Origin of the sequence: Mucilaginibacter celer (assembly GCF_003576455.2) — a bacterium.
Lineage (GTDB): Bacteria > Bacteroidota > Bacteroidia > Sphingobacteriales > Sphingobacteriaceae > Mucilaginibacter > Mucilaginibacter celer.
Genome location: NZ_CP032869.1, coordinates 2,046,356 through 2,061,393 on the forward strand (window position 1 = coordinate 2,046,356; position 15,038 = coordinate 2,061,393).

10 protein-coding genes are annotated in these 15,038 nt (G+C 43.0%); all 10 read left to right on the top strand.

Annotated elements, in window-relative coordinates:
* The first annotated feature begins 23 nt into the window (after window positions 1-23).
* On the top strand, window positions 24-3,836 hold the full coding sequence (locus HYN43_RS08070; RefSeq protein ID WP_119408954.1) for a malectin domain-containing carbohydrate-binding protein: 3,813 nt from the start codon (window positions 24-26) through the stop codon (window positions 3,834-3,836).
* A 288-nt stretch (window positions 3,837-4,124) separates the two neighbouring features.
* On the top strand, window positions 4,125-4,925 hold the full coding sequence (locus tag HYN43_RS08075) for a polysaccharide biosynthesis/export family protein (protein ID WP_119408955.1): 801 nt from the start codon (window positions 4,125-4,127) through the stop codon (window positions 4,923-4,925).
* 44 nt (window positions 4,926-4,969) lie between these two features.
* The gene (locus tag HYN43_RS08080) at window positions 4,970-7,231 is read left to right on the top strand and encodes a GumC family protein (RefSeq protein ID WP_119408956.1); all 2,262 of its coding nucleotides are present in this window, start codon (window positions 4,970-4,972) and stop codon (window positions 7,229-7,231) included.
* Between the two features lie 30 nt (window positions 7,232-7,261).
* A complete protein-coding gene (locus HYN43_RS08085; RefSeq protein WP_119408957.1) occupies window positions 7,262-8,608 on the top strand; it encodes a hypothetical protein in 1,347 nt (448 codons plus the stop codon).
* 31 nt (window positions 8,609-8,639) lie between these two features.
* On the top strand, window positions 8,640-9,587 hold the full coding sequence (locus HYN43_RS08090; protein WP_162996377.1) for a glycosyl hydrolase: 948 nt from the start codon (window positions 8,640-8,642) through the stop codon (window positions 9,585-9,587).
* A gap of 68 nt (window positions 9,588-9,655) precedes the next feature.
* Window positions 9,656-10,192 carry a glycosyltransferase gene (locus tag HYN43_RS08095; RefSeq protein ID WP_119408959.1) on the top strand — a complete coding sequence of 179 codons (537 nt, stop codon included), beginning with the start codon at window positions 9,656-9,658 and terminating at the stop codon, window positions 10,190-10,192.
* Between the two features lie 36 nt (window positions 10,193-10,228).
* Window positions 10,229-11,401, top strand: a complete 1,173-nt coding sequence (locus HYN43_RS08100) for a glycosyltransferase (protein ID WP_205589900.1) — start codon at window positions 10,229-10,231, stop codon at window positions 11,399-11,401.
* Window positions 11,398-12,639 carry a glycosyltransferase family 4 protein gene (locus HYN43_RS08105; protein ID WP_119408960.1) on the top strand — a complete coding sequence of 414 codons (1,242 nt, stop codon included), beginning with the start codon at window positions 11,398-11,400 and terminating at the stop codon, window positions 12,637-12,639. The genes HYN43_RS08100 and HYN43_RS08105 overlap by 4 nt, the downstream gene beginning before the upstream one ends.
* A 9-nt stretch (window positions 12,640-12,648) precedes the next feature.
* The gene (locus tag HYN43_RS08110; protein WP_119408961.1) at window positions 12,649-14,124 is read left to right on the top strand and encodes a lipopolysaccharide biosynthesis protein; all 1,476 of its coding nucleotides are present in this window, start codon (window positions 12,649-12,651) and stop codon (window positions 14,122-14,124) included.
* Between the two features lies 1 nt (window position 14,125).
* A complete protein-coding gene (locus tag HYN43_RS08115) occupies window positions 14,126-15,019 on the top strand; it encodes a glycosyltransferase family 2 protein (protein WP_119408962.1) in 894 nt (297 codons plus the stop codon).
* Window positions 15,020-15,038: the final 19 nt, after the last annotated feature.

The window sequence follows — 15,038 nt, forward strand, 5'->3', positions numbered from 1 at the left end:
TTAAACAACATCAACATCACATTATGAAAGTACTTGCCTGTTTATCAAAAGTTTACTTTTTTCGACTGAGTATGCTGTTATTACTAACCGGAGTAGTTAAAAACGCCGATGCAGGTAATAACACGAAGTATACAAGTTTCCCCGCGGATACATGCAGCCCGGTAAGCACCCTGCCATGCCAAAGCCTCAAAGTTCCGCTCCCTTTTAACCTGTCGTTCAATTCGCCGGCAAGTAATACTATAGCCGATAAAAATGGTGCAGGCACCGGCTTCACCACGGTAAACAATTACTCGGCTAACCGCCTGCCTGCCGACGGAACACCAACAAACCCGCAGGTGCCGGGATATGAACCATCAAAAATCACCCTGTCGGCAGGCACTTTGCAAATAGTTAGCAATAAGGGTATTGATTATCTCACCAACAATAACCAGCTTAACGTTTTAGGTGTTAAAATAGCCGGAGTGAATAAGCTGCAGATAGATGTTAAGATCATTAACCCCTATAACGGTACATCGTCCCAGCAGGCCGGGATTTGGTATGGGCTTAACGACAAAACCTTTATTAAGCTTGATGTTAACGGCAATAAAGTTGAACTGCGAAAAGAGCTTAATGATATATCGAGCGCGGCAAGCGGCAACGCCAATCCCGATCAGCGTGTTACCGCGGCTATTACCGGCCTTAATACGCAAACCCTGCGCCTGCGTATGGTGATTGATTCCGTTGCCAATACGGCCGAGGGTTTTTACTCTACCGATGGTACAACTTATAAAAGTACCGGTGCCGCGTATTCATCACCGGCTTTAAATATTGCTGGCATGGGGTTAACTGATAGCGACGCTTTTGCCGGTATTTACAGTTCCTACCGCAACGGCTCTGCCCCGGTTACCTTTACTTTTGATGATTTTGCCATCAGCAGTCCTGCGGTTGTCGCGCAGTCGTCCGTGAACATTGATTTTCTTCCGTCGGGCTCGGCAGTACCCACCGGTTATACCGGAGATACGGGTTTGCCGTACGACGCGGCACGGAAGTTTGGATGGGTTGATCCGGTTAGCAGGCAACCAACCAGTTTGCAGGCAAACATGCGGATCCGCAGCGGAACCGGCGATGCGAAATTACGCTCGCTGGTGCAAATGCAGGCCAATACCAATAACCAGAATATTGGTGCCTGGGAATACGCGATGCCCAACGGAACATACACGGTTACTGTAAGTACGGGCGACGATGGTTACTACGACAGCAACCACCAGGTAAACATTGAAGGCCTGCCCACGGTAAGTGATTTTATACCCTCCGCTTCGCAAAAATACCGTTCGGGCACAGCCACGGTGCAGGTAACTGATGGAAAACTAACCATCGATGCAAATGGTGGCGCAAACACCAAAATGAATTATATATTATTTGCCCCGGCTGTTGAAACAGAGGATACTATAAAACCTGTTACAGGGGCGCGATTTGCTGGTACCTTAAAATCGGCAGGAGTTTATAGCGATCAGGTGCAGGTTTTTTTGACAGCGAATGATGCCGGTGGCTCGGGCTTAAAAACCTTTCAATACGCGTTAAATAATGCAGCTTATACCAATTACACGGCACCTTTTACAATTTCCTCAGCAGGTAATTACAGCCTTAACGTTAAAGCCGCCGATGCCAATGGAAACCGGGGAACAGCGTCATACAATTTCAGTATTTCGTCGCAGCCCGCCTCGGGAGCGTATATGGTGCTGAAAAACCCCGATCTTTTTCCGGCTGATGATAATCTTGTTTTTTCACTGATACAAACCCCGTGGCGAAGAACAAGCCCGGATACCACACCTTACAACGCCAACCACGATAAGATAAAGCTGCGGATCAATAATAAAGGCACCGGTAAATTAAATATTTCGGGCTTAACCCTTACCAATACAAGCGCTTGGAAAATAGCGGCAATAGGTAATGACACAACAGCTGTGCTCCCTGTTTCTGTAAGCGCCGGGGCTTTTACAGATGTAACCATCCAGTTTAAAGCAAAGGATGCCGCCACACGGGTTAAAATATTTAATGATACACTTAAAATAGTTAGCACGGATAGTGTATCTCCGTTAAAAAAAGTAATGCTGCACGGTATCTGGCAGGCTGCGGGCGAAAGCACCAACGAACCTTATGCCTACCAGATTATCGATGCCTTTGGATTAACCAGCAGTACAGGCTACGCGCATGACGACGGTGATAATAACGGCACTACGCGCGTAGCAAATTCGAGCGAGGTTGATGCGGCGTATTTTGTAAGGGCTGATCCGAGCCGGCCGGTCATAGTTCACCAGATGGCGGCGTATCATGGTTGCTGCTCGGCGGTAGAGGCTTTCAGGTATTATAGTAAGGGATCATCTTCGGTTACTACCTTATTTACGCACGATAACCTCGACGGCCAGTCTGTAATGCCCCGCCTTTCTAACAGTATCTTGCCTGCCCAGGGATCATTTAACCCAACAGGGGCGTTCGGCATCCAGATAGGTTCATCAAACTCCGATAGAACAAAAAACTTTAACGGCCTTATCGGGATCCGTTTTTTAAAGGTATATGATGCCAACGGAAATATAGTGCCCGATGCTTATATCCTGGATTGCGATTACCTTGGTACATCCTTTACCAATTATGATTACCAGGACAATTTATATTATGTAGAAAATATAAGGCCCGATGCCGGTTCGGTACACCACGCCGAGCTTGCCTCCATACCTAATACAACTGTTAATATTGCCCCGGTGTTAACCGGGTCAAACACTTCGGTTACAGTGACGCTCAAAAATACGGGGCTTACTTATCCCGATGGTACAAACGACGGCTCCATAGCGCTGAGGAGTGCCCAGATCACCGGGCCTTATGCCACGGAGTTTACCGTGAGCGCGCTCAAAACTTCGAGCCTTGCGCCGCAAGCCACAACCACAGTCACCGTTAAATTCACGCCAACCTCTGTCGGGATAAAAAACGCTGCCTTACTTATCAATTATGCCAGCGCGGCATCGCCCTTAAGGATTCCGCTTTACAGCATTGGCAACAGCAGTATGAGTACCGTTAACGTTGTAAAGCGTATTAAAGGGGGCTCTGATGTGAATTTAACCATCGGTAACCAGGTATTTGAGGCTGATAAAAACTACCGGAAAGGTTCCATCAAACTGGATACCCAGGTGGTACCAACGGACATCATGGCTTCAGACATCGATTCCTTATACCGGACATATTTGTCGGCTGCTGCCGATCTTGCAGAAACACGTTACGAAATACCGATTGCCAATGGAACTTACTCAGTCCGGATGCATTTTGTTGAAAATTATTGGACGATGGCCGGACCTCGCATTTTCAGCATATCGATAGAGAACCAGCAGGTGCTTCCAAATTTTGATATTTATAAAGAAGTTGGTTACCGGGCCGCGCTTGTAAAGGACTTTACGGCAACTGTAAATGATGGCGTAATGAATATCAAATTTAACCCAACTGCTAACCGCGTGGCATTGGCAGGTATGGAAATTTTTAAAATAGATACATCCGCGCCGGCGTTATTTTCTACAGCGGTTATAAACGATTTGCCCCAAACAGAAAAAAGGAAAATAATAGTGTATCCAAACCCTAATTCGGGCAGTAATTTTTTCGTGAATGCTACAAACTTCGCCAAAAACGAGCAGGTTGAATTACATATATCTAATATGGCAGGCAAGCTCCTGCAATCGCAGCGTTTTGTAACCGATCAAAACGGATCGGCAGGCGTATTGATCAATCTGAACAACAGGCTGTCCAGGGGTATTTATATCATTAACACTACCGCTTTAAGCGGCAACCTTTATTCAAAATTAATGGTGCAATAAACGGCAACAGCGGCACTTTCACACATCATTGCTCATGTTTCACAATAAGGTATCATACACGAAAATGAAGGCGTTTTAGTTAGTATTTTGGCAATATTTGTTAAAGTTTAATAAAAACATTATGGCCTAAACCCCATAAAGTTTTAAACGCTGATAATTTTAACAAAAAGTATTTGCCTTGTAAGCGAAATGGCGAAGCTTTAAAATTTGCCCGGCCCGGGCAAGTTAAAAGCCATCATAAAACAGTCAGGCGCAACTAATTAACCCACTTATTCATTTTTTGTAAACATGAAAAAAACATCATGCTTTCCGGTGCTTTGCATTTTGACAATGTATTTAACCCTCGCATTAGGATCATGCTCGGGTACAAGAAAACTGAAATATTTTCAGGATGTGCAGGAAACAGACAGAGCGGTGCCTGTGTCTATCGCTTCCTACATGGATCCTGTGATCCAGCCCGACGACATTTTATCTATTAACGTTAATACAACTGATCCGAGCGCTACCGCCAGCATCAACAGCCGAAACGGTATTTATGTAAACAGCAGCAGTTCGCAATCAGGTTCAGCCAATCCGCTTACCGGTTACCGCATTAACAAGGAAGGCGGGGTGGATATCCCGGTACTCGGTAGCGTAAAACTGGCCGGCCTCACAACACTCCAGGCGCGGGAAGTTGTAAGGAAACAGGCGCTTAACTTTTTCAACAACCCGGTTGTTGATGTCAGGTTTTCTAACTTCAAAATAACTGTAATCGGCGAAGTGAATCACCCTGCATCGTACGTTTTACCAAATGAGCAGGTATCTGTTCTGGATGCTATAGGCTACGCCGGCGATTTAACCACCTATGGCCGCCGTACAAACATATTACTCATTCGTAAAACTACAGATCAAAAAGCGTTTACGGTGAAATTAGATCTTACAAAGAAAGAAGTGCTTAATTCTCCTTATTTCTACCTGAGGCAGAACGACGTTATATATGTAGAGCCGTTACCTACAAAAACGCTTAACAACGACAACAATTTCATTAAATATATAACGGTTATCGCAACAGTGTTTACCGCCGTTGTACTGGCTAAGCGTTACCTCTAAATATCAGATCAAACCAAACGTATTCGGAAATTAATTTAATTGATATGTACGCAAAAAACCTTTTGTTACAGCTAAAAAACTACTGGTACTTTTTTATACTCGGGTTGATATTGTTTATCGGCCTGGCGTATGTGTACAATCAGTTTTCAACAAAACAATACCTGGTAAGCAGCACTTTGCTGTTGCAACAACAGCCAAACAATAACGACGCGTCATCTGCTTTTGCCAACGGCGGGGCCACCTCCGCGTTAAATATGGATGAGGTGATCAAAAACGAAGGGGATGTACTAAGATCGCGAACCCTGATGACGGAAGTGGTGCAAAAATTTCATTTAAATATCCGTTTGCTATCCGGCAGCGGTCTTACCTCGACAGAGATTTACGACGAAGCGCCTTTCGGGATCAACGTTATCAATACCAAAGTCGATTCGGTTAAGAGGCGTGAATACGTTGTACATTTAGCCGCCAATAACAAAATTCATATTGAAAACACCGATGAAGGGATCAGCAGGAGTGTTGATTTTGATCAGAAGGTTGTTTTACCACAATATGATATTGTTTTTGCGAGGGTGGCAGGTAAAACCATGTCATCCCAGGAGTATTCTACTCAAATTGTATCTGAAGACGATGCCGTAACAACCCTGCTTAAAAGTTATGATGCCGAATTTACCGATAAAGCCACCACAACCGTAGGGCTAACATTTTACTATCCCAACTCAAAAAAGGGGGAGCTTATTTTGCAGGCATTAATGACCCAATACCTTGCAGATAATATTCGGAACAAAAAAGAAGTGATAGATAGTACCATTAATTTTATTAATACCCGGCTGGCAGTGGTGGGGGGCGAACTTACCGATATTGAAAAAAACTACCAAAGCTACAGGAGCTCCAATAATATTACTGATATTGACGAGCAATCGAAGCTGTTAGTTAATAACGCGAGCGATTATAATAATCGCTACGAGCAGCAGAAAATTCAACTGTCTATCATTAACAGCCTTAAAAAGCGACTTAACAGCCCTGATAATACGCAGGTTATTCCCAGTTCGCTTAACATTCAAACGGCATCATTTTCAGCCAGCCTGGCGCAGTACAATGATTTGCTTAATCAAAGGGCAAAGCAGCGCCTGTCATACACCGAAACCCACCCCGATATCGTCAATCTCGATCAGCAAATTCATCTGGCGCGGCGTAACCTGTTGCAAAGTATAGATAGCTATGAAAGCGAAATGCAGCTTAGCAGCAGCGGTATTGGCCGGCAAAATAATATATTGAACAACATTATTAAAGGCGTACCGGGTAAGCAGCGCAGCATTATGGATTTTTCGCGCCAGCAGGACCTTAAACAGCAATTATATGTTTACCTGCTTCAAAAACGCGAAGAAACCTCGATGGCTAAAGCGTCAAGCATGCCTTATTCGCGGATCGTCGACAGCGCTAAAAGTTCAAAGGAACCTGCGAAACCAATTAAGCCGCTTATTTACCTGATGTCCGTCTTCCTAGGTTTTTTAGTCCCATTTGGAGTAATAAACTCTAAAAAAATGATGCAGAGCCGGATAAGCTCGGAAAATGATATTGAGCAATTTACAGATGTGACCATCATTGGAAAAATAGGCCACCAGTCATACAAAACAAGATCTAAATCGCATCTCGTTTTACGTTCGCAGGTAACGGAAAGCCTCCGCACCCTGCGCACCAAACTGCGCAATATACTTGAGGACAAGCGTTCAGCTGTGATCATGATAACATCAAGTGTTAACGGAGAAGGGAAAACCTTTTTAACCCGAAACCTTGGCAACACGCTTGCAATGACAGGTAAGCGGGTGGTTTTAGTGGAGCTTGATTTGCGCAAACCCAAATTATCGCAAAGATTGGGGGTTGATAACCAGGTAGGCTTTTCAAATTATGTGCTGGACGATGTGCCTATAGCCGATATTATCAAACCGGGCAATATTCACGAAAATTGTTTTGTAGTTCCATCAGGACCGGTAATGATAAATGCCGGTGAATTACTGCTGGATGATAAACTGGGCTACCTGATAGATCGGCTACGCTCAGAATTTGATTATGTAATTATCGATAGCTCGCCCGTAGGCCTGGTGTCTGACGCGCTTGTTATTCAAAAATACGTTGATCTTACCATGTATGTATGCAGGCACAATTATACCAATAAAGCCCAGATCGAGATCATCAATGAAATAAAAAATAAAGACAACGTAGATAACCTGTACCTCGTGATCAACGATGTTAACTTTTCTAAATCCGGGTATTTTGGCTATGGTTATGGCGTTGGCTATGGCAGCTGATCTTTTTTTACCACCAATTTGATTAATTACATGATCTCTATACCGGCTTCGCCCTATACATTCAATTCGCAGCATTCCTTTGTAAAGCGTTATGTAAATATATTGATGCTGTTTTTCCCGATAACGGCATTTGTGCTGGCACCTTCAATTCCCGGTACAACCATCATAACTGTGCTGGCGGGTTTGCTGTTTTTCGTTATCCCGTTATCGCCATTAAAGGAGGAAAAGCGGTTGTTTTACGGGGACCTTACTGGCTTTTTTTGCATCATTATTTTATTAAGTATCAGTTCGCAGCTAATTAACCTGGTTACCAACCTTAAACTCACCAGCGATCTTAAGCTGATAAACAGGCAGCAATTTACCGTAACGTTTTACCGGGCAAGCCATATCACTCAATCTTTATCTTTAATCGCGGGCTTTGTGATCTATGGATACGTGAAGTACTTTTCTAACAATTCGGTGATCGATTACATTTACTGGGGATTGCGGTTACTTTGCTTCTACGCACTTTACGAATTTCTGCTTTACGCGGCTACGGGCATCAACGGCGATTTTATGGTGAACCGAACAGTTGGTTATGGCGACAAGTCCGCATCGCTTTTTCAAACATTTAACCTCGGTGGCTTAAGCCTTATGCGCCTTAAAGGTTATACCGGCGAACCCTCGATGTTTGTGTTTACCGTATTCCCGTTTTGGGTAATAACCTTCGCCCTCAAAAGGCGCTTTGATATGTACCTGCTTTTAGGCTGCCTTTTACTTACGTTTTCAACCACGGCTTATTTCTTTATTATATTATTTATGTGCTACTGGTTTGTATACAAGCGCCAGTTGCACATACTGTATTATCTGGGTATCGCTGTAGTTATAGTATGCCTTGCCTTGCAGCTAAATGTTTTTCAACACCTTGCAGATAGTTTGTACAACTTTATTTTCGGAGGCAAGCTTGAAGGAAACAGTGTGTCATCCCGGGATAGGGGCCGGAGTTTCGAAAATCAAATAGAATTCTGGTCGGGGCTTAACGGTTTCAGCCAGTTTTTCGGGGTAGGTTTCGGTTACGTGCGCTCTACAGATTTCTTCTCGACACTGCTGCCCAATAATGGCATCGCTGGCTTTTTGATTTTCACCTGGTTTGTGTTGCGAAATATCTGGCTTAAAATCAGCGTGCCAATTTTGTCTACCTGCTACAGCCTCGGTTTGGTCATCGTTTATTTGATCATGATGGTATCGGTACCTGAATTCGCGTATCCTTCATTGTGGATATTTATAGCAATGGGATTCGTACTGCAAAGAAAGACTGACGCTGTTGAATACAGAAACTTGCTGATCACCGACGATAAGCTGAAAATATCAGCCCATAAATACGCTGCGCATGTTTAGGCGATCTCTTTGGTTGATAATCGCTTTGGCTATGAACGCGTATACTACGGGCGTTATGGCCCAAAGTAAAAATTTTGTTTGGGGAATAAACGGGCACCCCTTAACGCAGCGGGATTACAGCAACAATATTGATCAGCAAATATCCGCGTTGACCGATCTTGGCGTAAACAGCTACCGCTTTGATGTATTGCTGGACGCGGAGGGTAACGTTAAAAAAGAAAGCGCTTTTTTACAATTACTTGCCAGGTTGAAGGCCAGAAATATCGCAGCCCTACCGGCACTGATGCAAAGCGGCCTGAAAGGTACTACTGCTACTGATAATTATAACAAAGGGTATAGCCAGGGATACAATTTCGGTATAAAATATGGCAGTTTACTTTCTGTAATTGAAGTGAACAACGAAGTGGATAATAAAATCAGATACCGTGGTAAACGAACCGGCGGCTTCCCAGAGTATGATACAATAAAAGCTTCCCGTTTTATAAACGCCATAAAAGGGTTTATTGACGGAGTGAAAGCTGTAAAACCGGGTTTATTGGTAACGCTGTCGGTGAGTTATACGCACTTTTATTATCTGAAACTGCTGCAGGATAATCATGTAAATTATGATATAATAGGCTGCCATTGGTATTCGAACATGGGGGATATCGCTCATCAAAAACAGCCATTTGCTGATGTTTTGACATCCATCACAACACGGTTTAACAAGCCGGTTTGGATAACTGAGTTTAATTATTTCAGGGGAACGACCAAAGTAGATTTTGCCACCCAAAATGACTACATAACCCGCAATATTTCAAAATTAAGTGAAAAGGGTATTATAAAAGGCTTTTTTGTTTATGAGCTATTTGATCAGCCCGCATTGAAAGCGCGTTATCCCGACGAAGGTTGTTACGGTATAATGTATAAAGACACGGCGGGTAATTATCAAAAGAAAGATGCTTATAATGGCTTTAAACAAGCCGTATCCGGAAAATAAACCCTACAAATTAATTATACCGCACTGATAACTCACTGACTTTTAGTAAGCCCATTATTTATGAAAATATGATTACTTACGAAGATGAACCAAAACCTGCCGGTTTTAAAATTTCAGTGGTTCACAGAAAGTCTGATATTGACGACCATCCGCAGGAGCCGGAAGAACTGAATGAGGAGAAGGAAAACTATTTTTTACTAAAATATACATCCGATCAGCATAAAAACATCGATGTAGTTTTAAGTGCTTTTGCATCTTCTTTTTTAAAACATGTTAGTTTAATTGTCGCGGCCGGCAATCAAACCGATGTTATTAGCCTTGAAAAGCTGCGTAGATCCCGAAACGTAACAGTAGTGAGTAGTAGTGATGCTGAGCTGCTCAATTATTTGTACACCAAAGCATTGGGATTTATTAACTGTTCACTTACAGAGATTTCTAGGCTTACAATTATTAAAGCACAACGGTGGCTTTGCAGACTGGTGCTTTCAGATACCAAAACTTTCAGAAACCTTGTAGGCAATAAGGCTACATTTTTTGATCCGGCTTCGGTTGAATCTGTTATCGCCGCTATACAATCGGCGCTGAAGGATAGCCAGGTGCAATAAACCCTTCTCTCTCTTTTAAATTTAAATACTTACCTTATGAAAATAGCTATTGTACATGATGACCTTGTACGCAAAGGCGGCGCGGAACAAGTTGCGCTAAGTTTTTGCCGCGCGTTTCCGGAAGTGCCAATTTATACGCTTGCCTATGACGCTGGAAACACCTATCCGGAATTTCGAAATATCGATGTAAGGGTTAGCTGGTTTGGCCGGTTTGTAAAATCGGAAGCCGCTATGAAACGGTACTATTTCCCGCTGGGTGTCTCGGCTATGCAGCAAATGGATTTAACGGAGTACGAGGTTATTTTACAATCAACAACCCATTGTGCCAAATATATTAAAGTATCTCCTGGCGCGCTTGTAATTACTTATTGCCATAATCCATTCAGGTTGGTTTGGAGCGCGGATTCTTATGAGTATGTGCAATCTGCCGGGCTCATTAAAAAGCTGGCATTGTCAAAAGTAATAAGCATTTTAAAAGATATCGATAAAAAGTATGCCCAGCGCTCAGACTGGTTTATTACCAATGCCAGGGAAGTAGTAGGGCGCATCGAGGCTGCTTATCAGCCTAAAAATAAAATTGCGATAATTAACCCGCCGGTAAAATGCGGAAACTTTTATGTTGCCTCAACCGTTGGCGATTATTACCTGGTTGTATCCCGGTTTGAAACTTACAAACATGTTGACCTGGTTATTGAAGCCTTTAACGATATGCCCGATAAAAAGCTGGTGATTGTTGGGAAGGGCTCAAGGATGAAACAGCTGAAACTTATTGCAGGCAAAAATATAACGTTTTTAAGCGGCTTGGGAGCAGGGGATCTGGCACGCTTGTATGCCAACTGTATAGCCTTTATATTTCCACAGCTGGAAGACTATGGAATTACTCCCCTTGAAGCGAATGCCTCTGGCCGACCGGTAATTGCATACGGTAAGGGCGGGGTGCTTGACACAATGATCCCATACACCGGCAAGGCATCAAAAGCAACCGCTGTTTTTTTTGACCACCAAACCAAACAGGATCTAAAACAGGCGATTGCAACCTTCGAAAAGCTTGAATTTGACCCGGATTTTATACGCAGGCATGCCGAATCATTTGACGAACAGGGTTTTATTGAAAAGATAAGATCTTTTGTAATAGGTAAATATTTAGAGCGTAAAGGAATAACTGAGGTAGCGCAACCTAACGTTCCCAAACTAAAAGTTATAGCGTGACCATCTTATTGATCAGCAGCTTTTACTATCCGTCATTTGTTGGAGGGGCTGAAATATCGGTGCAAATGCTTGCGGAAGGCCTTGTAAAGGCCGGGAACAAAGTTTACGTTTTAGTTACCGGGAACGCGAATAAAGTATATCGCGTTAGCGGGGTAGTAGTTGTTAGCCTAAAGCAAAGAAATGTCTTTTCAATTGCAGGCACCCGCAACCGACACCCTGCATTAAAGGTGTTATGGCACCTGGTAGATTCCTGTAATGTTTTTTATCATTTAACCATTAGCAGGTTGCTTGGTAAAATAAAGCCGGATGTTGTGCATACCAATACTATACAGGGCTTTTCGCCTTTTATATGGGTAGCAATAAAAAATTACAAGATACCCTTAATACATACCACACGCGATTATTATCTGCTTTGCCATAAGTGTAGCTTGTATAACGGCGGCAATTGTAAAAAGCTATGCGCTCCATGCAAAATAACGCATAGCTTAAAAAGCAGGTTTATAACGCTGCCTGATCATTTTATAGGGATAAGTAATTTTATACTTGACAGGCATAAACCTGCGTTTAAACAACACCAAAACTCCTCTCTCATCTACAACGGTGTAACCCTGCCCGCACAACCAAACAGGGCAGATCATGCAGAAGGTAAAATTTGTTTAGGTTATATCGGGCGAATAGCGGACGATAAAGGCGTAGCCTACCTTGCCGGTGAACTTGCCAGCCTCGGCGATTACCATCGATCCCGGATCAAAGTACTTTTTGCCGGGAAGGGAGAATCTGACTTTATTGATGAGCTAAAGATCAAACTTGAAGGCATAGAGCATGTGTTTTTGAACGTTGTAAAACCTCAGGATTTTTACCCCGCCATTGATATCCTGATTGTACCGGCGCTATGGAACGAGCCTTTTGGCCGTACGGTTATCGAGTCGCTGTCTTACTCCGTGCCGGTTTGCCAGGCTGATACGGGAGGTTTAAAAGAGCTTTATAATCCGGCCACATCGTGGATGTTCACGCCAAAGCACGGTAATCTATCAAATCTTATTACCCAAATTATTGATAACGAAGCTCAAATAGCTATAAAAAAGCAAAGCTGCCGTAAACAGGCCGAAAAGTTTTCATCAACAGCATATATCGATAATCACTTAAAACTTTACAGGCGGTTACTCCCTGCTCAAATACCGGTTTCTGAACCGGCAATAACCCCCGGTATTGAAATAAAAATCAAAAACTTTAATTAACTGAAACCTATGGATAACATAGTTACCCGAACGCCGGAAAGCACAGATAAAAAGCTTGTAGCCTCTGGTATCTTCTGGAACCTTATTCAACTCGTCATAAATCAATCGTTCAATTTTATACTAAAACTTGTATTGGCCAAATTGCTGTTCCCGTCGGAGTTTGGAGTTGTTGGGATGGCTACCGTATTTACCGGTTTTGTACAGGTGTTGAATGATCTTGGTATCGGGGCGGCACTTGTGCAACGCAAAGATACCCAGCTAAGCAAAGCACATTATCATACCGCATTTTGGACAGGTGTAGCATGGTCTATAGTACTCTACCTTATTATGAGTTTCGGGATAGCACCGCTGGCAAGCTGGTTTTACAACAAACCGGTTTTGCAATCCATTATTCCCGTTTTAAGCATAGGCATACTATTCAGCCCGGTAAACCTGGTACACCGGGCCCAGCTTACAAGGCAGATGAACTTTAAAAAACTGGCTTTTATCGATAATACATCCAACATAACGGTTGGCATTATCGCGGTGATCATGGCTTTTAGAGGCGCGGGCGTATGGGCCCTGGTTTTTAATGTGGTAGGCAATGTTTTTTTTGAGATGCCTATGTTTTTTAAAGCCACCGGCTGGAAACCGATGTTTATTTTCCAGAAGCAGGCTTTTAAAGATGTTTTTGGTTTTGGCGCTTATACAACCGGATCGAATATTTTAAACTACCTGTACAATAACCTCGATTATCTTTTAATAGGCAAACTGCTCGGTGCTACCCCTTTGGGTGTTTATACCCTGGCATTTGTACTTACAGATACCTTTAGAGGGAGGCTGATGGCCGTCATTAATAATGTAATGTACCCCATCTACGGCAAAAAGCAGGACGATATCGTATCCCTGAAGCGTTATTATTTAAAAGTGGTTTTATTTAACTGCCTGTTTGTTTTTCCTGTGATGATATTTTTTGTTGCGGAGGGTGGCCCCTTTGTGGTAAGCGTATTTGGAACAAAATGGCAGGGTACAGTTATGCCGCTGCAAATACTATCAGTAAGCGTAATGTTCCACATTCTGGTAAGCGGTAATACCTCGTTGATACGGGGGTTAGGTAAACCGGGCCTTGAAATGAAGCAGCAGATATTAAAGGCTGCAATATTTTTACCATCATTGGCCGTAGGGATCTATTTTTATGGCATAGCCGGCGCGGCCTGGGCAATCCTGCTCAATAAAGTAATTGTAGTTATTGTAGCGCAATATACTTTCAAATACCTCATCCCGGTAAAGATCACTATCAGCGAGTTTTTTAATGAGATCAAACCGCCGCTCGCGGCATCGGCATTATCGCTTACTGTTGCTATCGTATTCAATACGTTAGGTGTTAACTATATTATAACAGGTATCACTATCAGTCTTATTTATTGCGCTGTTATTTACCTCATGATAGGCAACATGTTAAAATCACTTGTTCAAACCCTTTTAAACCGTCAACATAACCGCTAATATGATATCTGTTATAATCCCCTGTTATAATTCTGAGGATTGCCTGCCTAGGGCTGTTCAAAGTGTATTAAGCCAAAGCTATCACGATACAGAATTGATACTGGTGAACAACAACTCGACCGATGGCACCTGGCAATTATTAGAAGGCTATGAAATGAAATACCCTGATAAAGTTTTCATTTGCAATGAGCTAAAGCCGGGCGCACCTGCTGCCCGAAACGCCGGATTAAATATAGCACGCGGCGAATGGATCCAGTTTCTGGATGCGGACGATGAATTACTTCCCGATAAACTTCTCCAGCAATTTACTATAGCGTTAAAAAAACAGGCAGATGTTGTAATTGGTGGAAGCTTGCTCAGGTACAATACAAATGGCAATATCAAAGAGATATGGCGACATACAGATAACAATGTATGGCGCGGGTTGATCTCATCCAATCTCGGTATTACCAGTTCCAATCTTTGGCGCAGGAACACATTACTAAAAGTAAGCGGCTGGGACGAATCTCAAACCTCATCGCAGGAGTATCACCTGCTTTTCAGGTTATTGAAAAACGGAGCGAAGATAGCTGCGGATAAAGCCTTCAATACCATAATATATTTTTCAGGAGATTCTGTATCCAAAAGCACGGATAGTAAAAAACTCGCAGGTATTTTTAACAGGCGCATTGATTTGAGAACCAGTATTAAGCAGTATTTAATTGCCTGCAACAGGCTTACGCCCATGCTTTCGCAAGCAATAGATAATTATATCTACGCCGAAGCCATGAGAATGTATCCATTTATCCCGGATGATGTAACGGATGTCATCATGCGGCACGCTCCCAAGGTAAACTGGCTCAGCAAATTTAAACAGAAAAGCAGATCGCTGCTGAAGCGCTTGTCGCGGCTATAAAATCCAAATCATTTATCCC

Excerpts from the sequence above, each read along its gene's own strand:
- HYN43_RS08110 (WP_119408961.1), top strand. The coding sequence starts at position 12,649 with ATGGATAACATAGTTACCCGAACGCCGGAAAGCACAGATAAAAAGCTT.
- HYN43_RS08100 (WP_205589900.1), top strand. The coding sequence starts at position 10,229 with ATGAAAATAGCTATTGTACATGATGACCTTGTACGCAAAGGCGGCGCG.
- HYN43_RS08075 (WP_119408955.1), top strand. The coding sequence starts at position 4,125 with ATGAAAAAAACATCATGCTTTCCGGTGCTTTGCATTTTGACAATGTAT.
- HYN43_RS08080 (WP_119408956.1), top strand. The coding sequence starts at position 4,970 with ATGTACGCAAAAAACCTTTTGTTACAGCTAAAAAACTACTGGTACTTT.
- HYN43_RS08095 (WP_119408959.1), top strand. The coding sequence starts at position 9,656 with ATGATTACTTACGAAGATGAACCAAAACCTGCCGGTTTTAAAATTTCA.
- HYN43_RS08085 (WP_119408957.1), top strand. The coding sequence starts at position 7,262 with ATGATCTCTATACCGGCTTCGCCCTATACATTCAATTCGCAGCATTCC.
- HYN43_RS08090 (WP_162996377.1), top strand. The coding sequence starts at position 8,640 with ATGAACGCGTATACTACGGGCGTTATGGCCCAAAGTAAAAATTTTGTT.
- HYN43_RS08070 (WP_119408954.1), top strand. The coding sequence starts at position 24 with ATGAAAGTACTTGCCTGTTTATCAAAAGTTTACTTTTTTCGACTGAGT.
- HYN43_RS08115 (WP_119408962.1), top strand. The coding sequence starts at position 14,126 with ATGATATCTGTTATAATCCCCTGTTATAATTCTGAGGATTGCCTGCCT.